Annotated in this window: 12 protein-coding genes and 1 riboswitch; of the genes, 6 read left to right on the top strand and 6 right to left on the bottom strand. The window is 52.0% G+C overall.

From position 1 onward, the window contains the following. Nucleotides 1-17: 17 nt before the first annotated feature. The 6 genes from K0H80_RS08335 to K0H80_RS08360 all read left to right on the top strand — a co-directional run bounded on the left by K0H80_RS08335 (nucleotide 18) and on the right by K0H80_RS08360 (nucleotide 9,859). The gene (locus tag K0H80_RS08335; protein ID WP_258406212.1) at nucleotides 18-2,291 is read left to right on the top strand and encodes a DNA internalization-related competence protein ComEC/Rec2; all 2,274 of its coding nucleotides are present in this window, start codon (nucleotides 18-20) and stop codon (nucleotides 2,289-2,291) included. 34 nt (nucleotides 2,292-2,325) lie between these two features. Beyond that, entirely contained in the window at nucleotides 2,326-4,140 is a 1,815-nt protein-coding gene (gene msbA / locus K0H80_RS08340) for a lipid A export permease/ATP-binding protein MsbA (RefSeq protein WP_011865437.1), read from the top strand. A 5-nt stretch (nucleotides 4,141-4,145) separates the two neighbouring features. Beyond that, entirely contained in the window at nucleotides 4,146-5,162 is a 1,017-nt protein-coding gene (lpxK, locus tag K0H80_RS08345) for a tetraacyldisaccharide 4'-kinase (RefSeq protein WP_220073677.1), read from the top strand. Between the two features lies 1 nt (nucleotide 5,163). Then, complete coding sequence (locus tag K0H80_RS08350; RefSeq protein WP_011865439.1) at nucleotides 5,164-5,343, top strand: Trm112 family protein; 180 nt, start codon at nucleotides 5,164-5,166, stop codon at nucleotides 5,341-5,343. A gap of 229 nt (nucleotides 5,344-5,572) precedes the next feature. Then, nucleotides 5,573-6,292 carry a BUD32 family EKC/KEOPS complex subunit gene (locus K0H80_RS08355; protein ID WP_220073678.1) on the top strand — a complete coding sequence of 240 codons (720 nt, stop codon included), beginning with the start codon at nucleotides 5,573-5,575 and terminating at the stop codon, nucleotides 6,290-6,292. A 341-nt stretch (nucleotides 6,293-6,633) separates the two neighbouring features. Next, nucleotides 6,634-6,719, top strand: a riboswitch (cyclic di-GMP riboswitch). A gap of 71 nt (nucleotides 6,720-6,790) precedes the next feature. Further along, a complete protein-coding gene (locus tag K0H80_RS08360) occupies nucleotides 6,791-9,859 on the top strand; it encodes an Ig-like domain-containing protein (protein ID WP_220073679.1) in 3,069 nt (1,022 codons plus the stop codon). An 83-nt stretch (nucleotides 9,860-9,942) separates the two neighbouring features. Here K0H80_RS08360 and K0H80_RS08365 read toward each other — a convergent pair whose 3' ends face one another. The 6 genes from K0H80_RS08365 to K0H80_RS08390 all read right to left on the bottom strand — a co-directional run bounded on the left by K0H80_RS08365 (nucleotide 9,943) and on the right by K0H80_RS08390 (nucleotide 22,718). Next, on the bottom strand, nucleotides 9,943-12,231 hold the full coding sequence (locus K0H80_RS08365) for a hypothetical protein (protein WP_220073680.1): 2,289 nt from the start codon (nucleotides 12,229-12,231) through the stop codon (nucleotides 9,943-9,945). 535 nt (nucleotides 12,232-12,766) lie between these two features. Beyond that, nucleotides 12,767-13,555 carry a DsbA family protein gene (locus K0H80_RS08370; RefSeq protein WP_220073681.1) on the bottom strand — a complete coding sequence of 263 codons (789 nt, stop codon included), beginning with the start codon at nucleotides 13,553-13,555 and terminating at the stop codon, nucleotides 12,767-12,769. Between the two features lie 33 nt (nucleotides 13,556-13,588). Continuing rightward, on the bottom strand, nucleotides 13,589-14,959 hold the full coding sequence (locus K0H80_RS08375; RefSeq protein ID WP_220073682.1) for a sigma-54 dependent transcriptional regulator: 1,371 nt from the start codon (nucleotides 14,957-14,959) through the stop codon (nucleotides 13,589-13,591). Nucleotides 14,960-15,435: 476 nt separating this feature from the next. Beyond that, nucleotides 15,436-16,314, bottom strand: coding sequence for an MBL fold metallo-hydrolase (locus K0H80_RS08380; protein WP_220073683.1), 879 nt, complete (start codon nucleotides 16,312-16,314; stop codon nucleotides 15,436-15,438). Between the two features lie 111 nt (nucleotides 16,315-16,425). Further along, nucleotides 16,426-19,473 (bottom strand): efflux RND transporter permease subunit, encoded by a 3,048-nt coding sequence (locus K0H80_RS08385; protein WP_220073684.1) that lies wholly within the window; start codon nucleotides 19,471-19,473, stop codon nucleotides 16,426-16,428. Beyond that, nucleotides 19,470-22,718 carry an efflux RND transporter permease subunit gene (locus K0H80_RS08390; RefSeq protein WP_220073685.1) on the bottom strand — a complete coding sequence of 1,083 codons (3,249 nt, stop codon included), beginning with the start codon at nucleotides 22,716-22,718 and terminating at the stop codon, nucleotides 19,470-19,472. Before K0H80_RS08390 ends, K0H80_RS08385 begins: the two co-directional genes overlap by 4 nt. Nucleotides 22,719-22,731: the final 13 nt, after the last annotated feature.

The raw sequence follows: 22,731 nt of genomic DNA on the forward strand, positions 1-22,731 counted from the left end.
TCATTATGAATCGATTCATGTTTGGCTATTGTGCCACGCTCATCTCCGCGCTGCTCTGGCCTGCCTTGCCAACCTTTCCCCTTGCATGTGCCGTCTTGGTAATTGCCGTCATCATGCTGAAATGGTCGAAATTATTGGCCGGTAGCCTTCTGGCTATAGCTTGGATGAGTCTATTTTGCCACCAACTTTTGGTTTTTACGCCGGATAAATCGAGCGAGCCGCCATCAGTAAGGGGCGAAATCATATCACTAGTTTATCGAAACGGCGACTGGATAAATGCCGATATTCGTATTTTAACGGACCATCCCTTTCATTTTCCTGACAAATATTTACGCTTACGTTGGCAAAGCGAACAAGAAGTCGCCATAGGTGAGGTGTGGCAATTCACCCTTGCCCCAAAGCCCATCACAAGTGTGCTTAACCAAGGAGGATTTAATCAGCAGGCCTACCTGCTCTCGAAGCACATCATAGGCAAGGGCAGAGTCATTGCGGCCAAACGCCTTTTACCACCACAGGGCATGCGGGCCAAACTACTGACAAAGTTGCGCCAGGATCTGGCCTCACTGGCCAATGGCGATTTGATGCTGGCGCTCATGCTGGGCGATAAACAGCAGATAAGCGATGCACATTGGCAGGGCCTGAGGCAAAGCGGCACAGGACACCTGGTTACCATCTCTGGGCTGCATCTGTCTGTGCTAGCGCTCTGGGTGATGGGGCTGGGGTGCTATCTGTTAGGGCGGCTCACTCCTCGTCTGGGACTCGGTAATCGTCAGGCCATCGCCCTGGTGGCGCTGATTTGCTGTGGTCTCTATGCCTTTCTCGCCGGACTTGGGCTGCCGACCCAGCGGGCGCTCATCATGTTGGTGATGGTGATCCTGCTTGGTCTAATCCGCCGTTACGCATCGCCCTTCGAGCGGCTGTTATGGGCACTTTTCATTGTACTGCTGTTGGACCCTTTAAGTATCCTCGGCGCCGGGCTTTGGCTCTCTTTTGGTGCGCTCGCCATCATTCTCTGGTTTACGCAATCATGGCCTGCGCCTGATGAGCGTCTATCAAGCTGGCAACGGCTGAAATGGCGTCTTAAGCAGATGTGGCAGATCCAGTGGCGCCTGAGTCTATCGCTTGGCTTGCTGCAGGGGCTATTGTTTGGCGGCTTTGCGCCCTACGCTTTGATATTTAACCTGATCTTCGTGCCTTGGTTTAGTCTGGTGGTGATCCCCCTAAGTTTCATGGCGCTGATAACCTGGATAATCGGCATTTATCTTGGCGTGTCCGTTAGCCTGCCGCTTTATCTTTTGGATCTTGCCATTTCACCCATGACACTCGCGTTTGATTGGCTAGGGGAGCTGCCGCTTCACTGGCTGCCAGCCTCGATGCAGCTGGTCTCTGCCCTTGTGTTTGGGCTGCTTGGGGTTGTCCTTTGGCGACTCGCCTCAGGCTCCTTGCGCTGGATGATCCCTGTGTTGTTCATGCCCCTGTGTCTCTGGTTCTTACCACAGAGATTGACGGACCCTAAAAGCTGGCAGGTGCACCTGCTTGATGTCGGGCAGGGGCTAAGTCTGGTGGTCGAGAAACAGGGGCGGGCATTGATCTATGACACAGGCGCGGCGTTTGGTGAGCACTTTAGTTATGCAGATAGGGTCATAGTGCCCTTCTTGCACTACCGCGGCATAGGTGAGCTGGATTATCTGGTGCTCAGCCATAGTGACAACGACCATGCCGGCGGCGCCGATTATCTGTTAGGTCGCTACCCTAAAGTGAAGCTGGTGACAGATCTCAGCTATCCCGGCGCCATCGACTGTCGTCCTAAAAGCCTCAACTGGCAGGGGTTAAGCCTTGAGCTTTTGGGGCCGCGCGAGCCGCAGCCCGGCAATAATGGCTCCTGTGTCATGCGGATAAGCGACGGACGGCTAAGTGTGCTCATCCCTGGGGATATCGAGAGTGAGGGTGAGCAGTCACTCCTGACCCAGAGCGCCGAGATTGGTAGCACTGCCTTAATCGCGGCCCATCATGGAAGTAACACCTCATCGAGCGGCGCTTTTATTCGGGAAAGCGCGCCCGGTATCGTGCTCTACGCCGCCGGTTTCAACAATCGCTATGGTTTTCCCAAGGCTGAGGTGGTGAGACGTTTTCGCGACCAAAAGGCGCTTCAGTACAGCACGGGCGATAACGGTCAGCTGAGTTTAAAACTGGACGATCAGGGCATTACCGTACTGGGTTATCGCCGGGATCTGGCGCCATTTTGGTACAATCAACGCTTTGAATTTGGTGAGTTTGGCAATCCAGAGTAGAATACGCTTTTTTGCACCTACGATAGAATCCTGAATGACAAATTCTTCGAAAAGTGAAGTTGGCAGCGTTTTTCTCAGACTGCTCACTTATCTTGTCCCGCTCAAAGGGGTGTTATTTTTGTCTGTGTTCGGCCTAGTGCTTTACGGCTTGGTGGACGCAACCTTTATTTATTCAATTAAACCTTTTATTGATCAAGGTTTTGCCAGCAATGTACCGACCACGCCGGGTCTGGTTGAAGGGGTCGACCTTGGCATGGGGGGCGGCTTTAACTCCGACAGCGACGTGCTCAAGACCGCGCCTTTCGTGGTGATTGGCCTGTTTACCCTGAGGGGCTTGGCTAATTTTCTCTCCACCTATGGGATCTCCTACATCAGTGCGCGCATGATCATGGATATGCGTCAGCAGGTGTTTGAGCATTACCTTAGACTACCGGTGAGCTATATCGATGCGGAAAGCAGCGGTAACTTGATCTCCCGGGTGACCTTCGATACCGAGCAGATCGCCAGGGCATCTGGCAGTGCGCTGATCACCATAGTGCGTGACGGTATCACAGTGATCGGCATGCTGGGGGTGATGTTCTACAACTCCTGGAAACTCTCGCTCTGTATCCTGATCGTCGGGCCTCTTATCGGCTTGGTAATTGCCGTGGTCAGCCGTAAGTTCCGCAAGGTTTCCAAACAGATCCAGACCGCCATGGGCGGTGTGACCTCAGTTACCGAGCAGATGATCAAGGGCCACAAGAATGTGTTGGTCTTCGGTGGTCAGCAGGCCGAGTCGCAACGTTTCGCCAAGGTGAACGACGACAACCGCTCGCGCACCATGAAACTGGCACTGGCTCAGGCGATCAGTCAACCCTTGGTAATGGTCATTGGCTCACTGGCGCTGGCTTTCGTGTTATACGCCTCGAGCCTTGAGAGCATGCGCGCCGATCTCACCGCAGGTACCTTCGCCACTATCTTGGCGGCCATGCTCGCCATGTTGCAGCCAATCAAGAGCCTAACCCGCGTCAACGCCGAGTTTCAGCGTGGTATCGCCGCCTGTAGCACCATCTTTGCCGTGTTAGATACCCCGGCCGAGGTGGATAATGGCACCTTTGAGACCAAAAGAGTCGAGGGCCGCCTGAGCTTCGATAAGGTCAACTTCCGCTACAACAATCAGGAAGGCTTGGCGTTAAAAGAGGTGGATTTCCAGGTTAATCCCGGTGAAACCCTGGCCCTGGTGGGACGCAGTGGCTCGGGTAAGTCGACCATTGCCAGCCTGATCACCCGCTTCTATTCGGATCTCGACAGCGGTGATATTCGCTTGGATGATGTGAGCCTGAGAGATTACAAGCTGGCGGCGCTGCGTCGTCAGGTGGCATTGGTGTCACAGCAGGTAACCCTTATCAACGATACCATAGCGGCGAACATCGCCTATGCCTATCCGGGCGAGGTCACCGAGGAGCAGATCATCGATGCGGCTAAGCTCGCCAACGCCTGGGAGTTTATCTGCAACATGCCTGAGGGGATCTATACCCAGGTTGGCGAAAACGGTGTCATGCTCTCGGGTGGTCAGCGCCAGCGTATCGCCATTGCCAGGGCGATACTGCGCGATGCGCCTATCTTGATCCTCGATGAGGCGACCTCGGCGCTGGATACCGAGTCGGAGAAGGCTATTCAGACGGGTCTGGATAACCTGAGACAGAACCGTACATCTATCGTGATCGCTCACCGTCTGTCGACCGTTGAAAATGCCAATCAGATCTTGGTGGTGGATCAGGGCAAGGTGGTCGAGCGCGGCACCCATAGCGAGCTACTGGCTAAGCAGGGGATCTATTACAACCTGTACCAGATGCAGTTTGGTAGCTAAGCACAATGCAGGCGTTGGTTAATCGTCTCTGGTATGACAGGCAGGCCGGTGTTCACTGGTTGCTTGTACTGCTGCTTCTGCCACTCAGTGGCTTGTTTTATCTATTGACGAGCCTCAGACGACAGCTGTTTCGTTTGGGGCTTAAGGCAAGCGCGCGGCTCGATGTTCCTGTGATTGTGGTGGGCAACATCACAGTCGGTGGCAGCGGCAAGACCCCCACGGTCATCTATCTCATCGAACTGCTTCGCCGTAATGGCTATCGCCCTGGGGTGATCAGCCGCGGCTACGGCGTCGAGTTTTCAGGCTGTAAGAGAGTTATCGCTGGCATGCCAGCCAATGAAGTAGGCGATGAACCGGCCATGATAGTGGCGCGCACCCAGGTGCCTATGGTAATAGGTAGCGATCGCGTGGCGGCGGGTAAGGCCCTGATGGATTGGCAGGCGGTGGATGTGATCATCAGCGACGATGGGTTGCAGCACTATCGCCTTGAACGGGATATCGAAATCTTAGTGCTCGATGGCAAACGCCGCTTCGGCAATGGTCTGCTGTTGCCTGCCGGACCATTGAGAGAAGGGCGCTGGCGTCAAGGCTGCGTCGACTTTACCTTAGTCAACGGCGAGTGTGGCGGGCCTGAAGAGTTTGAGATGGCGCTGGCGCCCGGCAACTGGCGCAGCGTGGCTGATGGCGAGGTCGTTACAGCTAATGTGGATAAGAGTCATGAGAGTGTGGCTATCGCCGGCATAGGCAATCCGCAGCGATTCTTCGATACCCTTAGCGAGATTGGGGTTCATCCAATTGGTCAACATGCCTTTGACGATCATCAGGCCTATAGCCTTGAGGCTATCGAGACGGTTGCGGCGGGTCGGGGCGTGCTAATGACAGAGAAAGATGCGGTTAAATGTCGCGAATTTGCAAAGTCTAACTGGTGGTATTTGCCGGTAGATGCCAAGATAGCACCAGAATTTGAACAGCAATTGTTAACGCTGCTAAAGCGGCGCGAAAACGTACAACAAGGAAATTAACATGGCGTTTGATAAGAAACTTTTAGAGATAGTTGCCTGCCCTGTGTGTAAGGGTAAACTTGAATATGACAAAGCTAATCAGCAGCTTATCTGTAAGGCCGATCGTTTGGCCTATGCCATTAACGAAGGGATCCCTGTACTGCTAGAAAACAAGGCGACCCCTTGGAACGAAGAAGCGTAAGTCGTTTTTCTATTACTTTTGGTATTAAATGTCGCGCTTCGCTTTAGTAGTAGCTTATCGCGCGGCAAGCTAGAGACGTGCCGATCGGCACGTCTTCTGGTTTATCTTCACTTTTTAATCTTCAAGCCAAGTTGCTGTCGCTCATAGTTTCCCCGCTCAGGTCCTCGAAGATTGCATTTGTCTTAGCTTGCACACATAATCCCTTTTCACTTTTACCGGAGTACCTTGTGTGACTGTTTCTAGCCTTCAACATGTGATTGATAAACTACTTGTCGAAAATCAGGGCGAACGAATAGTCAGTTTCGAGCATCAAGGCCGCAAGTATTGGCTTAAACAGTCAGAACGCCTTACCGGTGCCATGCGTTGGCTAAAGTCGCAGCCCCAAGCGGCGTTGCAGCTCGAGATCTCAACCCTCACTCAACTCGCCAAGCGAGGTGCCCCTGTGCCCGAACTGGTTGCCAGTGGCGAAGGTTTTCTGGTGGTTGCCGATGTGGGCATGCCCGTCAATGGTTGGTTAAATGCCGATATCTCAGATGCCGAGAAGCTTAAGATATTGCAAGATAGTGCCACTGGGTTAGCGCATCTGCATCTTAAAGGCTTGGCTCATGGCAGACCTGCGCTTAGGGATATCTGCTGGGAAGAGGGAGATGTTGCCTTTATCGATTTTGAGGCGAATCAGCAAGACAGTGACATGCATAGGCAGCAGATCAGAGATCTCCTCGTCTATATCCACAGCCTGTATCGTTACATAGGGCCCCATCCTGAGATCGCCGAGCCCGTCATTGCAGCCTATCGCGCCGCGGGGGGAGAATCACTCTGGCAGGCGTCCAAGCAAGAGATGGCTAAATGGCAATGGCTAAACTATCTAATCGCACCGCTTAGATCTATCGGCGGTAAAGATCTGCGCCCCGTCTATTGGCTACTGCGCCACTTTAAACAAACCCTCTAATCTTCCATTTATCTCCTATTTGCCATATCTCATACAGTCATTTCTGTGCCATTTCGACGCTATCGCTTTCACTTGATGGCTGCATATGTTACATCGCGGCATTTCTATCTATTAATTTCCTTGATGGTAGTTGATTTGACTGTTTTGCGGATCTGGCATCGAGTTTTGCGCCAGCAACCGCTGTTTTGGTAAATTTTATCCACTCATTGTGTATTGATTTCCATAGGGTTTTAAATATTGGTTAAAAAATGATCAATTTTTGGTTGAGCTTCGCTTAAATTAATTGCTAGAATGCCCGTGTTCTCTGGGCTGTAGCAGCTTAGAGGTTTAGTTCGAAAGCACTCTCGAAACGGCAAGCATTAAGTAATTAATGTACGCAAAGCCACAGGCCCTAATTGCATAGCAAAAGGGTGGCTGGGTTACCGAATGAGCGTTGATAGAGCCTAGTACTTGTACTTGGAGCTTTCGAAGTGATGTTGACTTTGAGAGGTCCAAGCTATGAGTTCAGTTCATTGCGCAGCTGCGCGTACCGATTCTACTTTCCTGAAAACCTTTGGTTTGGGCCTATTGGGCGCAGGCCTGTTGTCAGCGTCGGCTATCATGCCTGTACATGCGGGCACTCATGGTGAACAAACCTCTGCGGCGGCCCAGGCTAAAAGTGATGCCAAGCAACAGGCGCGTCTGACTCATAAGGCGGAACTTGAAACTCAGACGCTGCAACTTTCAGCAGTTGCAGCGCAATACCTGGATGCCACTAAGTCTAATGGTGCATCTCATGCCTCTGACGCCGCGCTTTACCAGCAACTTGAAGCGCTGGTGGCGGCTAGACAAGTAGAACAGCAATCACTCATCGCACTCGATCCTTTCAGTGTCGTTTCTTCTGTACTGCCAATGGCTAAGCGTCGTGGCATACCCGCCGAGATCCAAGCCAAACTAGCCCAGAAAAAGGCAATCAGCGGTGAGCTGGAAATGGTCTATGAAGATTTTGATGACGCAGGTGAAAATCGTCTGCAGTACATGGTGCGCACCGAAACTGGTCTGGTTAAATTCTTCTTGGCTTCAGGTAGTTCAAAAGCTCAGGCTAATCAATTACAACCCGGAGCAAAGGTTCGTGCAGAAGGTTGGCTATTTGGTGGCGATGAGGCGGGCGATGCCTTAATTGGCGATCTGGAAGTGCTTGCCCTAACCGATGGCAACACAGTTTCCTCTTCGGGCACCGGCGCTGCGCTTTCTCTTACCGATACCACTGGTGAACAGCGAACCTTAGTACTGCTGGTTAATTTCCAAGACAATCCCCAACAGCCTTGGACTCTGGCCGAAGTACAACAGATGGTATTTGGCAAAGTCAATGATTTCTATCGCGAGGCCTCATACGGTCAAACTTGGTTAACTGGAGATGTTAAAGGTTATGTAACCCTGCCAATCAACAGTACTTGTGACTATTTCGGCATGGACAGTTACGCGCAGCAGGCGGCCCGCGACAGCGGTATCGATGTCAGCCAGTATCAGCGCTTAGTCTATATGATGCCTCAAAACAGCAGCTGTGGCTGGCGTGGTCAGGGTACAGTGGGTGGTTCACCTTCGCGTGCTTGGATTAATGGTGAGCTAAATCTGATGACTATCGGTCACGAACTGGGTCATAACCTGGGACTCAAGCACGCTAAAGAACTTAACTGCGGTAGCGGTTATCTCAGCGATGCTTGTGTCGAGATCACTTATGGCGACACCCTGGATATCATGGGTAAGTCTGAGGGGCACTTTAACCTCTTCAACAAGGCGCGTTTAGGCTGGCTGAGTGAGTCTCGTGGTGAAATCGCAACAGCCGATGCCGATGGTACTTATCGTCTTGAGCCGTTAGTGGGTGATTCACAAGGTGGCGCTAAGGGATTAAAGGTACGTCGTGGTACCGACAGCCAGACTGGTGCGCCATTATGGTATTACCTAGAGTATCGTCAAGCGCAAGGTTTTGACAGCTTTATGGCTGGTAAAGCGGTTACTGAAGGCGTGTTGGTACACCTAAATAGCAGTGCACAAGATATCGAAAGCAGCCAGCTACTGGATATGACACCAAAGAGTTCACTCTATGACCTGGATGATGCGGCGCTTCAGGCAGGTTATAGCTATAGCGATGACACTGCTGGTGTAACTATTACCACTGAGTCGGTAGATAACGCTGGCGTTGACGTTACCGTGGCCTATTCAGGTGGCACATGTGTACAGGCTAATCCTACACTTGCGCTTTCTCAAAACAGTGATTGGGTTGCACCAGGTACATCCGTTACTTACAGCGCAACTGTAACCAACAATGATAGCTTAGAGTGCGGTGATTCTCAGTTTAGTGTTAACGTTCAGGTACCCGCTAATTGGAGTGCCAGCAGTGCAAGCCTAACCCTGGCACCCGGCGCCACAGCTAATGTGAGCTTTAGTGTCGTTTCGAGCGGCGATGCCAACGACGGTTTCTATGACCTAGATGTCACCGCGTACAATGCACAAGATAGCAATCTAGTGGCTACCGGACTGGTTAGCTATGTTGTTCAGGCTCCAGTTGCACAGTGTGTGTTAGCAGCGCCTCAGTTCGTACTGACCAACAACAACAGCGGTGAGGTTGCACCTGGTACAGGCGTGGTTTACCAAGGCACAGTGACTAACCTAGACAGTGATAGCTGCGATGCGAGCGACTTCAATTTGGCAGCCAATGTGCCTGCGGGTTGGTCGGCAACTGCGACTAAGGTAAATCTTGCTCCTGGCCAAAGCCAGAACGTCAGCCTAACGGTGACTTCTAGCCTAAGCGCAGCCGATGGACAATTTGATTTCAACCTGATTGCTAGCAATGGTCAAAATGCGGGACTACAAAGCAGTGCGAATGCCAGCTATACGGTTCTTGATCCTGCCAAGCAATGTACTCTGGTTCAACCAAATGTCAGCGTGAGTGGTGGCGCAGGCGAGTATGATGCGGGTAGCCTGGTACCTTATACAGTGACAGTGACAAACCAGAATGCTGACAGCTGTGCCGATGCCGTGTTTGTGATCAGCGCAACTGTACCTCAGGGCTGGAACGCCAACGGGGCGACCGTTAGCCTAGCCAGTGGTCAAAGTACGAGTGTCGTGGTGAGTGTTAGCTCTGCGCAGTCTGCGACCGCAGGTGCCTATGGTCTGGGCTTTAGCGTGGCAGACAAGAGCGACAATCAATATCAAGCAAGCGCACAGGCACAGTACAAGGTGGCTCAGCAAGCGAATACAGCACCGGTTGCGGTAAACGACAGTGCATCGGTATCTAGCGGTTCATCAGTCATCATCGCGGTGCTGAGCAATGACAGTGACCCTGAAGGTGATACCTTAACTGTGGTCAGTGTGACTCAAGGTAGCAAAGGTAGCGTAACCTTGCTGGCCGATGGTAGCGTGAAATATACACCGGGTAAGCGTTTCAAGGGTAGCGATAGCTTTAGCTATACCATTAGCGACGGTGAGCTAACTGCGACGGCGACAGTGACCATAGGTCAGAGCAGCGACAGCACTGGTGGCAATACCGGTGGCGGTACTGGCGGCAAAGGTAACGGTAAGAAGTAAGCTATATCAATAATAGAAAGCCAAGGGCATCGCCCTTGGCTTTTTTTGTGCGGAGGTATTACCGTTAAGTATTTCTCACGCTATTACTCAATTGCACCTACCTGGATGCTGACATCGGCGGTAGACTTGTCATTCTGGCTATTTGTCAGTTCAACCACTATGTCTTCTAAGAAGGCGATAGGATCTGTATTTTCAAGTCCTGGTTTGAGTTCTATTGTAAAGGCACATTCATAGTCCTCAGTGCCTGAACCTGTGTAGCCGAAGAGGTGATTAAAGCCACAAGCACCGTATGAGGTACCATTGTACATACCTCCTCCGTTGATAATCTTGAAGCCTGCTGTATCTGGTTCGGCGAAGACATCTAATATGCCTATAGTAAGCTTAGTCAGATTGGCGTTGTTCACGTCAGCATTATGCATGCCTAGGACGACTAACATGGTTGCAGCAAAGTCCATATCCACAGCAGGAGCGGCCGGTGTAAAGGTCACTGTGGCATCATCGGAATCAGACACAGCTTGGCCATCTTCGTCGGTACCATCTATGGTGGCCACGTTGGTGTGGACATCGGTGCGGTAGCCTTGAATTTGCAGCGTGATAGTACAGCTGGCGTTTTCACCAGGTAGAAGCACGAATCCAGCTAGTGGTGTATCTGCAATTGGGGCTCCGTTCTTCATATCGACCATACAGTCGCCTGTCAGAACACCAAATATGTCATCTGTTAGTGTGGCAAAGGTCACTGAGTCAACGGTATTTTGACCGCCTACCTTATCGTCAACGCTGAACCAGAAGGTAAAGTCGACGTCGCGGTAGATATCTGGATTATCACCGGTTTCCAGCACAGAGGTTGGATTAGCAGTTTTTTCCAGAGTGATCATAGATGGAATATCATTGATGATCACGGTGGCCGAATCGGCATTCATGGCTTCAGTATTTTCATCGTCGACCGCTTTGGCGGTTGCGGTGTTGGTATGAGAACCTGCGCCTGTGCCACTGATGAATTTATCGAAACTACATTCATAGTAGCCACCGAAGGCAATGGTTCCACCGGTCGCACAAGTACCTTGACCATTAAGATCGCCAAACTTGTCGTCGTTCAGATAGGTCAGGGTTAGCGGTGAGTCATAGTCTGCAGCAGTATTGTCGACTCTAACTGTGTAGGTTACCCAAGCGCCTGATTCAGGGACTTGATCAGGAACTGCAGATTTATCGACTGTGATGCTAGGTGGTAGGTTAGTCACGTTCACCTGAAGCACGTTAGAACAGTGATCGCCATCGACGCCGCCTATGGCTGCGCAGCTGCCACCATCCACAACGGGATCGTCGTTCTTATCTATCAACGCTAGCTTGATGATGTCGTTATACAGTTCAGGACTCTGGTCGTCAGGCAGATCTCTGTCGACGATAGTGACAGTGAACTGACAGCTGTAGGAGCCGCTAGGTACTATCTCGCCGCCGTTGGCAGGTTGACTACAGTTGCTGGCGGTGAGGTATACACCATCAGCTGCACCTGCTGCACCGACACCATTCCAAAGATCCAGCATGGTTTCATAACTACCATCGGCGCCTTCGTCGACTTTATCGTATAGATCGGTAATAAAGAGTGAAGTATAGGCGTTAGGGTTATCGAAGCTGAGTTTAAAGGTATAGGCGCCACCCGGTTCGGTGTGGGTGTCGGTTCCTATAAGCTCTTTAGTAATGGTTGGTGCATTAGGTTTAATAAATACATCTATGTCGAATGAGTCACAACGACACTTAGATGGGGTACCGGGCGCTGCAGGATCATCTTCGCTACAGTCTTCGCCAGTCTTGTTATGCCAGGCCATACAGTAGTTAAACTCTGCCTTGCCGGAATTATCATCGTCACGACAGAAGAGAGTGATCTCTTCATCGGCATATACGTGGGTTGGGTTGTAACCTGCTGCCTTACTGATATCGGCACAGGCATCTAGGCCTTCCTCCAGATCCACCCCTGGACCATCTGTTCGACCGAGTAAGATTGAACATTCATTGTTGGGGTTAGCGTCTTGAGCACTCCAGTTACCTTCGGGTAGGTAGACAGAGTAGTCGTAACGTTCGTTTGCCGTGGTGGTAATGGTCACATCGGCGATGAAGGTGACTTCGTCACCCAGATTACATTCGACCTTGGCATTAGGGTCGTTTGGATCTCGAATGTTGTCCACTTTACTGACGCGAACGTCATTAGCGGTACAGTTTAGGTTAAAGCCCGCTTGCTCAGCCATACAGGCCTGATCCATCTTTTGTGGGAAGAAGGAGGCGTTTGCGGTCGTGATGGTAGCGCCATAGAGGCTGGCGCCGCTTATGAGGACGATGCCCAACGCCCTGACAAGCCGGTTGCATTTAAATCGTTTCATAATATTGACCTTTATTAACCAGTTAATATGGATAAAACGTCTTGTTAGTTCATCACTTTATGTCGGTGAAATTGGGCTCAATTTCGACAAAGTGCCTATTCGTTGTTGCTAGGTTATTACTACTATTTCGGCGTATGCCGCTTTTAGTGGCTGCATTGATGGCGAATAAAACAGTGCCTCATGGTGCAGCGTCCAAATCGATGGCCTAATAAGAGCAAGCATTGGGCCAGAAAGATAAGCTTTTGATAAATAGTGGATTACTTTGATTTTGGGGCGATTGGATTAGCTGGGGTGTTACATATGTGTAACACTGTGCGTTGTCCAAATGAAACCTGGACATGACGCTTGCTAAAGATGAGATTTTAATGATTGGCCAAGCTTATGGTGCTTTTGAAAAAATGGTACTGGGTGAGGAAAGTAAAGCGCCGCCAAGTGATACTAGATAAATGCCTTTATAAAGGGCGTTGCGGCGCCAGATTTGAGTTAGTTAAGTTAATTAAGAGTTAAGTTAGTTGAGTTAGTCGAGTAAGTTCCGTTAATTGGTCTGGGTCGGTTTTTCTAAGGCGTCGATCACCGCTTTGAAAGTGTCATAGCTTTGTGCACCAACCACTAGCTTGGGCTCTATGAGTCGATTGTTTTCCAGTTTACCTATGAGGAAGCTTGGCGTACCACGAACGCCTATCGATGAGCCATAGCCGATATCCTGCTCTATCTTGCTCATGATGGCTTGATCTTCCAGGCAGGCAGCGAATTTTGTCATGTCTAGCGAGAGCTGGGTGGCGGTATCTTGGTAGAGTTTGTCCCCTAGTTGCCTCATATTTTTAAACAGGGCGTCACGCATGGGCCAATAAGCGTCCTGTTGCAGGCTACAGTTGGCGGCTATGGCAGCGCCTTTAGCCTTAGGGTGAAAACCTAAGGGGAAGTCTCTGGCGATATACTTCACCTTACCGGTGTCTATGTAGTTGCTCTTGATCTTGGTGAAGGTGTTGTCCATGTATCGTTTGCAGTAGGGACATTGATAATCGGAAAACTCTATGATGGCGACCTGCGCCGTCGCCTCGCCTAAGGCCGGGAGCTTACCATCTTCGCCCGGATTTATTTGCGTTGGTAGGCTTCTATGCTGCGGTTCCTGACTCTTCATGGCAATGGTGTGTATCTCTTTCACCTGGCTGCCCATAATGGCCACTTGCTGTTTTAATTGGCCCATCTCCTGTTTCAGGTAGGCGAGCTCCTTCTCTAACTTGTCGTCATTTTTTTGCTGACAGGCAGCAGTAAAAAACAGCAAAGATAGGCAGACTATGACTGTCGAATGAGTAGATGGCATAAGTCGATCCTCGTTTGGTGCCACTGACCTTATCTATAGCGTTATCTTGCACTTCTTGATGAGGCGATAGAAAGTCGTTCGTGAGATGTTGAGTTCACGGGCCGCCGCCGAGATATTGTGGTTATTGCGCTTAATGGCGGCCAATAGAAGTTCGGTATCAATTTCGGTTCTGTGCTGCGCCAGATCGACCACATCGGGATCATCGTTTGCCGAACAAGCGAATTTAATGCCGAGGTCGGCTTCGGTGATGATGTCGCTCTCGGTCATGATGATGGCGCGTTGAATGCGGTTTTTAAGTTCGCGCACATTGCCAGGCCACTGGTAGTTGGTCATGGCATGTAACGCGTCCTGGTGAAACTGAAATTGACGATTGGGTGGAGCGAGTTTGGTTAAGTAATCTTGAGCCAAGAGAGGGATATCTTGCTTATGTTCTCTTAAGCTGGGTAGCTCTATTTGTATGATATTGATTCGATAGAATAGATCTTCCCTGAATTTTCCCTCTTCGACGGCGTTTTCCAAATTGACATGGGTGGCGAAGATGATGCGACAATCCACCTCGGTGGACTTCTGGCCGCCGATACGTTCGATATAATGCTCTTCAAGAAACTGCAGCAGATTGATCTGTAACTCGAGTGACAGATCGCCTATCTCATCTAAAAACAGGGTGCCCTTGTTAGCTCGCTCGATGCGACCTATGTATTGCCTGTCAGCGCCGGTGAAGGCGCCTTTCTCATGGCCGAATAACTCTGAATGAATGAGGGTTGGGGGCAGGGCGCCGCAATTCACCGTGATAAAGGGGCCATTTTTGCGAGACGATAGAGAATGGATCAAGTTGGCGCACAGACCCTTACCCGTGCCGGTTTCGCCGCCTATCAGTACGGTTTCATCTGACTTGGCGATCTTATAGAGATTATCGCGCAGGGTCTGCATCACGCTTGATTCACCAAAGAAGAAGGACCTTGGTTGATGCGTGGTTTTCTCCTTACTCCATTGCTGATTTAATTGGGCCATGCCACAGAGGTGCCCTAAGGTGTGATCGAGGCGCTGCCAATCAATGGGAAGGTGATGAAAATCCAGGAAATAGTCTGTAAAGCAGAAGCAAAGGTTACCCAGGTTTTTAGGGCTGTCTAAGGAGATAGCCAGCCAGAGTAGGCCGGGTTGACGCGCGGACAGTAGCTCGATGGCGCGTAGTACTACCTGCTGGTGGGGGAGATCTATGATGGCGATGGCGATCTGGCAGGGAGCACTCTCTAAAACTTTGTAGGCCGCACTAAGGGTGCCTGCATGATTGAAATGCCATTGTGTAGTATCGGTATGTTCATCTGTAAGACACGCTTCATCCGTGAGGTTTAATACCAATATGTTACGTTCCTTGTGAGTTAAGTTCCTCTTACGGTTACTCACACTTGATCCTTAGCCGGGGCCCCAAGACAGCCAATGCATTTGCTAGACAGGATGCTTAAATTTTAGGAAAGCTTGCTATTAACGCAAGTTGATAGTGTATCTAATTGTGATTCTTTTTATGTGTGGTCATTATCACTGCAATCGCCCGTTGTGCCTGGGTTTTACCTATATTGCTAAGCTGTGTTTTGGCCTGTTTAGTCATAGCTCTCCTGTGTGCCTGTTTTAAGGTGCTTTTTTGGCAAAAATGTGTTTCCGCTTGGTTTGAGTTTATCTCTGTTTTGATGGGGGATTTTGCTGAGCAATCGTCTTAGCGATAAGTGAAAGTAAGATTGAAAATGGTCAGTAGGTGAAGACGGCTTAGGAAGGAAAAGGCGCAGTCCTTAAACCGCGCCTTATTCATCTATAGGTCAATATACTTTTAGATAGCCTTATCGCTGCTACTCGTTCTCTGTTAATCGCATTGATATTTGGGATGATTATTGACTCTTAAGGCCGTTATAGAGGGTTTCTATCCAGGTCTCTTGAGAGATAAACTTCCATCCCCAGCCCTGTAAGTCGTCCGGTAAGCCTTGCTGCTTGATGGCATCGAGCGACTTGCCCGATTTGAGCTGGGTGTTCATCCAGTCGATAGAGGTGTCTAACATCTGCTTGAACTTGACCAGATCTTGCTTGTTGGCCAGTTCGCCGTGTCCCGGAATGATTTTGGTATTGTCATCGACCTTGGCCAAGATGGTGGCGACGCTGTCGCGATAGCCAAGCACCGAGCCACCTCCTTTAAGATCGATATAGGGAAATCTGTCTTTAAAGAAGAGATCGCCCATATGCACCACAGGAGCATCACGCCAGAAGATCACGCTATCACCATCTGTATGGCCTGCGCCCAGGTGCACGAGTGAGAGCGTGTCGCCATTGAAGTGGATATTGATCCCCTGGTCATAGGTGATGCTGGGCAAGGCCTGTTTAGTGAAGTCTTGATTACTGGCCAAGCGTTTGAGCACATTGTCATGGGCGAAGATGGTGCCGGTTTGGCCAAAGAAACCGTTGCCGCCGGTATGATCGCCATGGTAGTGGGTGTTGACGATATATTTAGGCTTGCCCGCCTGGATGTCGGCCAGCGCCGCGCTAATCTTGTCCGCCAGTGGGGCAAACTGATCGTCGATGATCAGCAGGCCATCTTCTCCCGCCGATACGCCTATGTTGCCGCCGGCGCCGGTTAGCATATAAACATGTTCTGAAAGTTTGGTGGCCGCTATTTCGACCTTGGCAAACTTATCTTCGTCGGCCAAGCTATTGATGCTGATGCCATAACTGCCGATGAGCAGGCTTATCAGCGCAAAGCGTAAGATGTTGTTCATTGGAAGACCTTTTTCTCTCTTATCGAATTAATTTATATAGTTGCATAATAAAAAGGCTGCAAGAAGCAGCCTTTTTTAGTTTGTCTTATTTATGCACCTTTCCTATCGGCCTTAGTGAGCCCAGGGCATGATGCGGCGGGTGAACCTGTCGGCGTTACCCAGCTTGATAGCTGCCTGATGGCGCATGCGATACAAGGCTTGATAGCAGAGCGGTACCAGATAGAGGCTGGTAAGCGTCGAGAAGCTCAAGCCGCCGATGATGGCGATCGCCATGGGTGAATATGGGGGGCCGCCGCCACCAATCTGGGTGTCACCCATGGCAAGTGGTATCAGGCCTAGTACCGTGGTGCCCACTGTCATGAGTACCGGGCGCAGACGGGTGATACACACAGATTTGATGGTGGCAGATAGACGGTCCAGCTCTGGCGTCTTTTGGTTGATCTGATCCACCAGTACTATGCCGTTATTCACCACAATCCCCATCAAGATCAATATCCCAATCATGGCCATGATGGACATGCTGGTGCCCGTCAGCAGTAGCGCCCAGAACACCCCTGTGATGGAGAAGAGGATCGAGGTGATAATAGCCGTCGGCAGCAGTAGCGATTCGAACAGGGCGGCCATGACGATATAGATCATGGCGATGGCCAAGATCATATTGGTCGCCATGATGGCCTGATCTTCATCCTGACGCTGGAAACCGCCTCGCAGCGAGTAGCCATAGCCCGCCGGAAATTGCACCGCATCCATCACTTGTTTGATGGCCTTTTGGGCCTCTTCCGTGGTCATCTCATCCAGGTTGGCACCGATTGAGAGCGCGGTTTGACGATCATAGTGGCGGATAGTATCGAATCGCGGACGAATCGAGATCTCGGCCAGGCTCTGCAAGGTGTAGACGCGGTTACCCTGTCGGACGATAGGCAGCTCTTTTAGCCTTTCGAGCGATTCGCGCCACTGTTTGTCGTAAGCCAGCTCGATACGCAGCTCACCGCTTGGGTCGTGCCTGAATGAGCGCAGCGGCGAACCACGAAGTGCCATGGATACGCTGCGGGCAAGCTCGCTCAGGCTTAGATCGAGTCTTGCTGCCATGGTGCGGTCGAGCTCGATGATCACCTCTTGCTGTGTGCTGTTAAGCTCTGAGCGCACATCGATGAGCCCGTCTATCTTGGCCAGCATAGGCACCACCTGTTCACTGATGGTGATCAGTTCGCTGGTGGAGCGTCCCGTGAGGGTGACGCGAATGCCGTTGTTGTCGTTACCCCAGCCAAATTGCGGCTTGGCGATGGAGAACTTAGGGAAGCCTTCACGTATTTTGCGCTTTAGTGCCTTGATATCTATGTCGGCGTCTTCCTGTAGCAGCAGGGTAGATTGACCTCTGTCGGCTGAGAAGTAGCTGTAGACAGAGTCGATATAGAAGGCTTCTTTATTGGCGTAGAGGTAATCTTCCATGCGGTTGATCATCGCCTCGGTGACATCCAGGCTGTGGCGCCCCTCTACCTGGTAGTTGATGTAGAGGCGATTGTTGCCTTCTCCGTCGTTTTGATCTTGCTGCACCATGCTCAGCGGTAGTGCTGTCGAAGCAAGGATCACCACGGCAATCAGCCCTGAACGCTTGGGTCTGTGTAAGATCCACGCCAGGCTACGCTCGTAGAAAGACTCGAGCTTGCTCTGCTTAGGATTGGTCTCAATCTCGAAATGCAGCTTAGTTAACATCAATGGGATCAAAGTCTTAGCGACCAAGAGCGAGGCCGCCAGCGAGATACAGATGGCGATGGCCACATGCTCCAGGAAGATGGTCAGCTCTACCTTGACGCCGAATATATTTGGCAGGAACACAATGGCTGTGGTCAGGGTGCCGGCCAGCACCGCCAAGGCAACCTTGTTGACCCCAGTGAGCACCGCCTGGGAGGTGGTTGCCGTGCCTTGATGCTGCTTCTCTTGCAGCACGCTCTCACTGACCACCACGGCGTTGTCGATCAGCATGCCGACCGCCAGTAATAGTCCCATCATGGAGAGGATATTCAGGCTATAGCCCAAGAAATACATGCCTGCCAGCGTCATACATAGAGAGATAGGCACAGAGGAGACCACCACCAGTGTCATCTTCAGATTGCGCAGGAAGAGATAGAGCACGGCGAACGAGAGCAGGGCGCCTATCAGGCCGGCGGCAAGTAGATCAGACAGGGAGGATTTCACCCCGTAGGCCTGATCTTCCATGATAAACAGCTTGATACCGTTGAACTGCTGGTCCTGTTTGGCCGCCTCAATCACCTTGAGTACGCGCTCAGATACGTCTACCAGGTTGGCGCCGGATTCTTTGAACACATCGAGACCGACCGCATATTTCTGATCCAGATGACGACCATCGAGGCGCTCGGGCAGTGCGTAGCGAATGCTGGCCACATCGCCTAGGGTGACGCCCGGGATCAGTACCAGGGCGGCGATATCGTCGAGATCGCGAAACTCACCCTTTGGCGACACCTGATACACCCGGGTGTTCGCCCTGAGAGTCCCAGCGCTGACGATAAAGTTCTCTTGCCCCAGTCGTTGTTGCAACATGGTGCTGTTGATGCCGGTGGCGCTGAGCTTGTCAGCATCGATTCGGATCTCGATCTGCTTCTGCTCGACGCCGTAGAGGCTCACCTGAGATACGCCTTCGACACGCTCCAGTGGCTTCTTCAGCTGCTTGTCCAGCAGATCGAAGGCGCCTGACAGCTCACGCTCGCTCGAGATACGTATGGTTAGCACCGGCATGTCGGCGGTGGAGAACTGGCGGATAAAGACCCGCTCCACATCCTTAGGTAAGAGGTGGCGCACCGCATCCACCTTTTCCCTGGCTTCCAGGCTCTTGGTGGAGACATTCTCGCCCCATTTCATCCTGAGTTCGATCTCGGCGCCATTTTGCGATGAGCGCGATCTCAGCTCCTCAACCCCGCCCATGGTGGCGAGAGACTCTTCCAATACGTTAGTGATCTCACGCTCCACTTCGGCAGGGGTTGAGCCCTTGTAGGGGACTTCAATCATCACCTGGGGCATCTCTATGCCGGGAAACATCTCCAGCGGCAGCAGGCGGCTCGAGGCCAAACCAAAGAGGAGTATGGCCACGAAGAACATGCTGGTGGTAACGGGTCTCGTTAGGGCTAATCGAGTGATATTCATACTGATTCTCCCTCTTGGACGACTTCGGCTGGTGCGTCAAACGCTTTGCGATCGAACAGGGCGTAGAGCGCAGGGATCACCACAAGCGTCAGTAGTGTTGCAAGTGACAAGCCGAAGATCACTGTGATCGCCATGGGCGCACGTACCTCGCTGCCATCGCCTAAACCCAGTGCCATAGGCGCCAGACCCAGTGCCGTGGTCATGGTGGTCATGACGATGGGGCGCAGGCGAGACTTGGCGGCTTCTTCGATGGCCGTCAGTTTAGCCATACCCTGCTCACGCAGCTGGTTGATACGATCCACCAGGACGATGGCGTTGTTCACTACGATACCCGCCAGCATGATGAGGCCGATGAACACTACCACGCTCAGGTGCGTCTGGGTGATGAACAGACCGAAGATGCTACCACCCACTGCCATGGGCACGGCGATCAGAATAAGCAGTGGGTGTACCAGCGACTCGAACTGGCTGGCCATCACCAGATATACCAGGAAGACGGCCAATACCAGGGCGATCTGAAGCGACTGGAAGGAGTGTTCCATCTCTTCGTTCTGGCCGCCGAAGCGCACCTGAATCGAGCTAGGTAGATTTTGCTGATCTATGATGCTTCTCGCCTCGATCACGGCATCGTTGAGATCACCATAGGCGAGGTTGGCCGAGACGATGGCAACGCGCTGCTGGCTGATACGGTTGATGGCAGAAGGGCCCAGATTCAAGGAGACATCGGCAACGGCGCTCAGCGGGATTGGCTGATTACTGTTAGGGTTGATGATCATCGAATCGATGTCGCTTATCTGATCGCGCTCCTCGAGTTCGCTGCGAACCAAGATGTCGATCTTTCTGTCACGAACCGTATATTGGCTGGCCACTGTGCCGCCGATGCGCTGGGCGATACGATTCGCCACGGTTGGTGCGTCCATACCCAAAGCGGCAAGGCGAGCGTGGTCGAAGCGGATGCTCAGCTCTGGCTGACCGTCACGCAGACTGGTGTTGAGGTCGGCAAAGCGATCTGAGTCAGACAGCGCGCTGATAAGATTATCGGCGGTCTGCTTGAGCTGAGTTAAGTCATAGCCTATCACTTCTATCTCAAGCGGGGTCTTGAAGCTAAACAGCTCTGGATGTTGGATCTTGGCCTCTAGCTCAGGGATACGCATGGCTGTGGTGCGCAGCACATGGGTGACTGCATCGAAGGCCTGATGATCGGCCAGCACCACTTGCAGACGGCCCCAGTTTTCGCCGCCGCGCGAGGTGTCTGAGGTCATCAGACCGCCGCTACCGGCTTGGCTGTAGGCATGTTTTACATCTTCCCTGTCTTTGATAGACAAGGCCAGCTTCTGTAACACCCTGTCTGTCTCACTGACTTCTGTGCCCGGTGGCAGCAGGACTTCTACATAGAACTCGCCCTGGTTCATCGGCGGGATCAGCTCCATGCCGAGTCTTGGGATCAGGCTCATGGTGCCTAAGGTGAGGGTGAGGGCGATGGCCAGTGTCACCCAGGTAAACTTAAGCGCCTGGCGCAGCAGCTTGTGATAAACCCTTTCTAACAGGTGATAGAACCAGTTAAATGCAAGGCTGATGGGGCGCATGATCAGGCCTGCAAGCCATGAAAAGGCGCGGCTCAGCATCAATGCCAGGGTCAGTAGCAGTGACGGCAGATAACTAAACAGCAGCACGAAGGGGAAGGAGCACACGGTGGCGCCATAATGCTTCACCTTGGCCAGCTTAGTGTCGAGCACAGGCTTCTCACGTTTCTGCACCAGGTGTGGCAGGGCCTTGAAGCCTTCACGCGATGCCAACATAGGGATGGTGGTCAGGGCGACCAGCAGGGAGGCCAGTAGGGCGAAGGTGACTGTCAGCGCCTGATCCGAGAAAAGCGCGCCGGCAACACCGTCGACAAACACCAGCGGCACGAATACCGCCAGGGTGGTCATGGTGGAGGCGAAGATAGCGCCGGCCACCTCTTTGGTACCCGTCACGGCGGCGTCGAGCTTATTCATCCCCAGCTTGCGACAGCGGTCGATGTTTTCCAGCACCACGATGGCATTGTCCACCAGGAGGCCCACCGCCAGGGCGATACCGCCCAGCGACATGATGTTGAGGCTGATGTCGGCAAAATACATCATGTTGAAGGTGGCGATCACCGAAAACGGAATCGAGATGGAGATGATCAGGGTAGGCACTATGTCTCTGAGGAACAGGTAGATCACCAGCATGGAGAGTAAGCTACCGATCAGCGCCGCCGAGGTGACCTCGCTAACCGCACTCTCGATAAACTCGGATTGATCGTAGATAACTTTAAGCTCAGCCTTCTCGTTTAGCTTCTTGAGGTCGTTAAGTTTAGCGGTGACTTTACGGGCCACGGCAACCGTGTTGGCATCGCCTTCCTTATAGATGGCCAGTTCGATCGACTCGGCAGAGCCGATCCGGGTGATGTCGTTGCGTTCCTTATGGCTGTCGATGATGTCGGCCACCTCGAACAGACGCACCAGGGTCTGGTTGTCGCGATAGACGATGATCTGACCCAGTTCATCCAGGGAGTTGAACTGGTTGAGGGTACGCACCAGATACTCTTTCTCGCCCTGTACCACCTTACCGGCAGAGAGGTTGATGTTTTCGGCGGCGATACGCTCGCGGATCTTATCGGCGTTCAGGTTAAGCTGAGTCAACTTCTCCTGATTGAGCTGAATATGCACCTCTTGTTCGAGACCACCGGAGAGCCTGACGGCAGCGACGCCGCTAAGGGATTCCAGCTGACGCTTAAGCTCCTCCTCGGCAAAGGTACGCATCTGCTTGAGCGACTGAGCATCGGCGTCTGGCAGGGAGAGGGCTAGACGCACGATAGGATCTAAGTTAGGGTTAAAGCGCAGCAACAGAGGCTTCTTCACATCCAGGGGCAGCTCTATGGTGTCTAGCTTTTCTCTCACCTCCAGGCTTGCCATGTCCATGTCTGTGCCCCATTCAAATTCGAGCACTACATCTGACATGCCAGAGCGGGAGATGGAGCTTATCTTACGCAGCCCCTTAACGATACCGGCGGCTTCTTCGATGGGCTTAGAGACAAGCTGCTCCACCTCAACCGGCGCGGCGCCTTCATATTGGGTACGTATGGTGATGGTAGGGTAGCTGAGATCCGGCAGGAGTTTCACCGCCAGGCGAGAGAAACCCACCATGCCAAAGAGGATCACCGCCAGCATAAACATCCACACGGATACCGGCCGTTTAACGGAAGTATTAATTATCGACATAAGTTAAGTTCCC

The sequence above is a fragment of the Shewanella aegiceratis genome, assembly GCF_019457495.1.
Taxonomy (GTDB): domain Bacteria; phylum Pseudomonadota; class Gammaproteobacteria; order Enterobacterales; family Shewanellaceae; genus Shewanella; species Shewanella loihica.

Bases quoted from the DNA above. Each gene is read 5' to 3' on its own strand.
- msbA (WP_011865437.1), top strand. From the start codon at position 2,326: ATGACAAATTCTTCGAAAAGTGAAGTTGGCAGCGTTTTTCTCAGACTG.
- K0H80_RS08370 (WP_220073681.1), bottom strand. From the start codon at position 13,555: ATGCCATCTACTCATTCGACAGTCATAGTCTGCCTATCTTTGCTGTTT.
- K0H80_RS08365 (WP_220073680.1), bottom strand. From the start codon at position 12,231: ATGAAACGATTTAAATGCAACCGGCTTGTCAGGGCGTTGGGCATCGTC.
- K0H80_RS08385 (WP_220073684.1), bottom strand. From the start codon at position 19,473: ATGAATATCACTCGATTAGCCCTAACGAGACCCGTTACCACCAGCATG.
- K0H80_RS08335 (WP_258406212.1), top strand. From the start codon at position 18: ATGTTTGGCTATTGTGCCACGCTCATCTCCGCGCTGCTCTGGCCTGCC.
- K0H80_RS08350 (WP_011865439.1), top strand. From the start codon at position 5,164: ATGGCGTTTGATAAGAAACTTTTAGAGATAGTTGCCTGCCCTGTGTGT.
- K0H80_RS08380 (WP_220073683.1), bottom strand. From the start codon at position 16,314: ATGAACAACATCTTACGCTTTGCGCTGATAAGCCTGCTCATCGGCAGT.
- lpxK (WP_220073677.1), top strand. From the start codon at position 4,146: ATGCAGGCGTTGGTTAATCGTCTCTGGTATGACAGGCAGGCCGGTGTT.
- K0H80_RS08390 (WP_220073685.1), bottom strand. From the start codon at position 22,718: ATGTCGATAATTAATACTTCCGTTAAACGGCCGGTATCCGTGTGGATG.
- K0H80_RS08360 (WP_220073679.1), top strand. From the start codon at position 6,791: ATGAGTTCAGTTCATTGCGCAGCTGCGCGTACCGATTCTACTTTCCTG.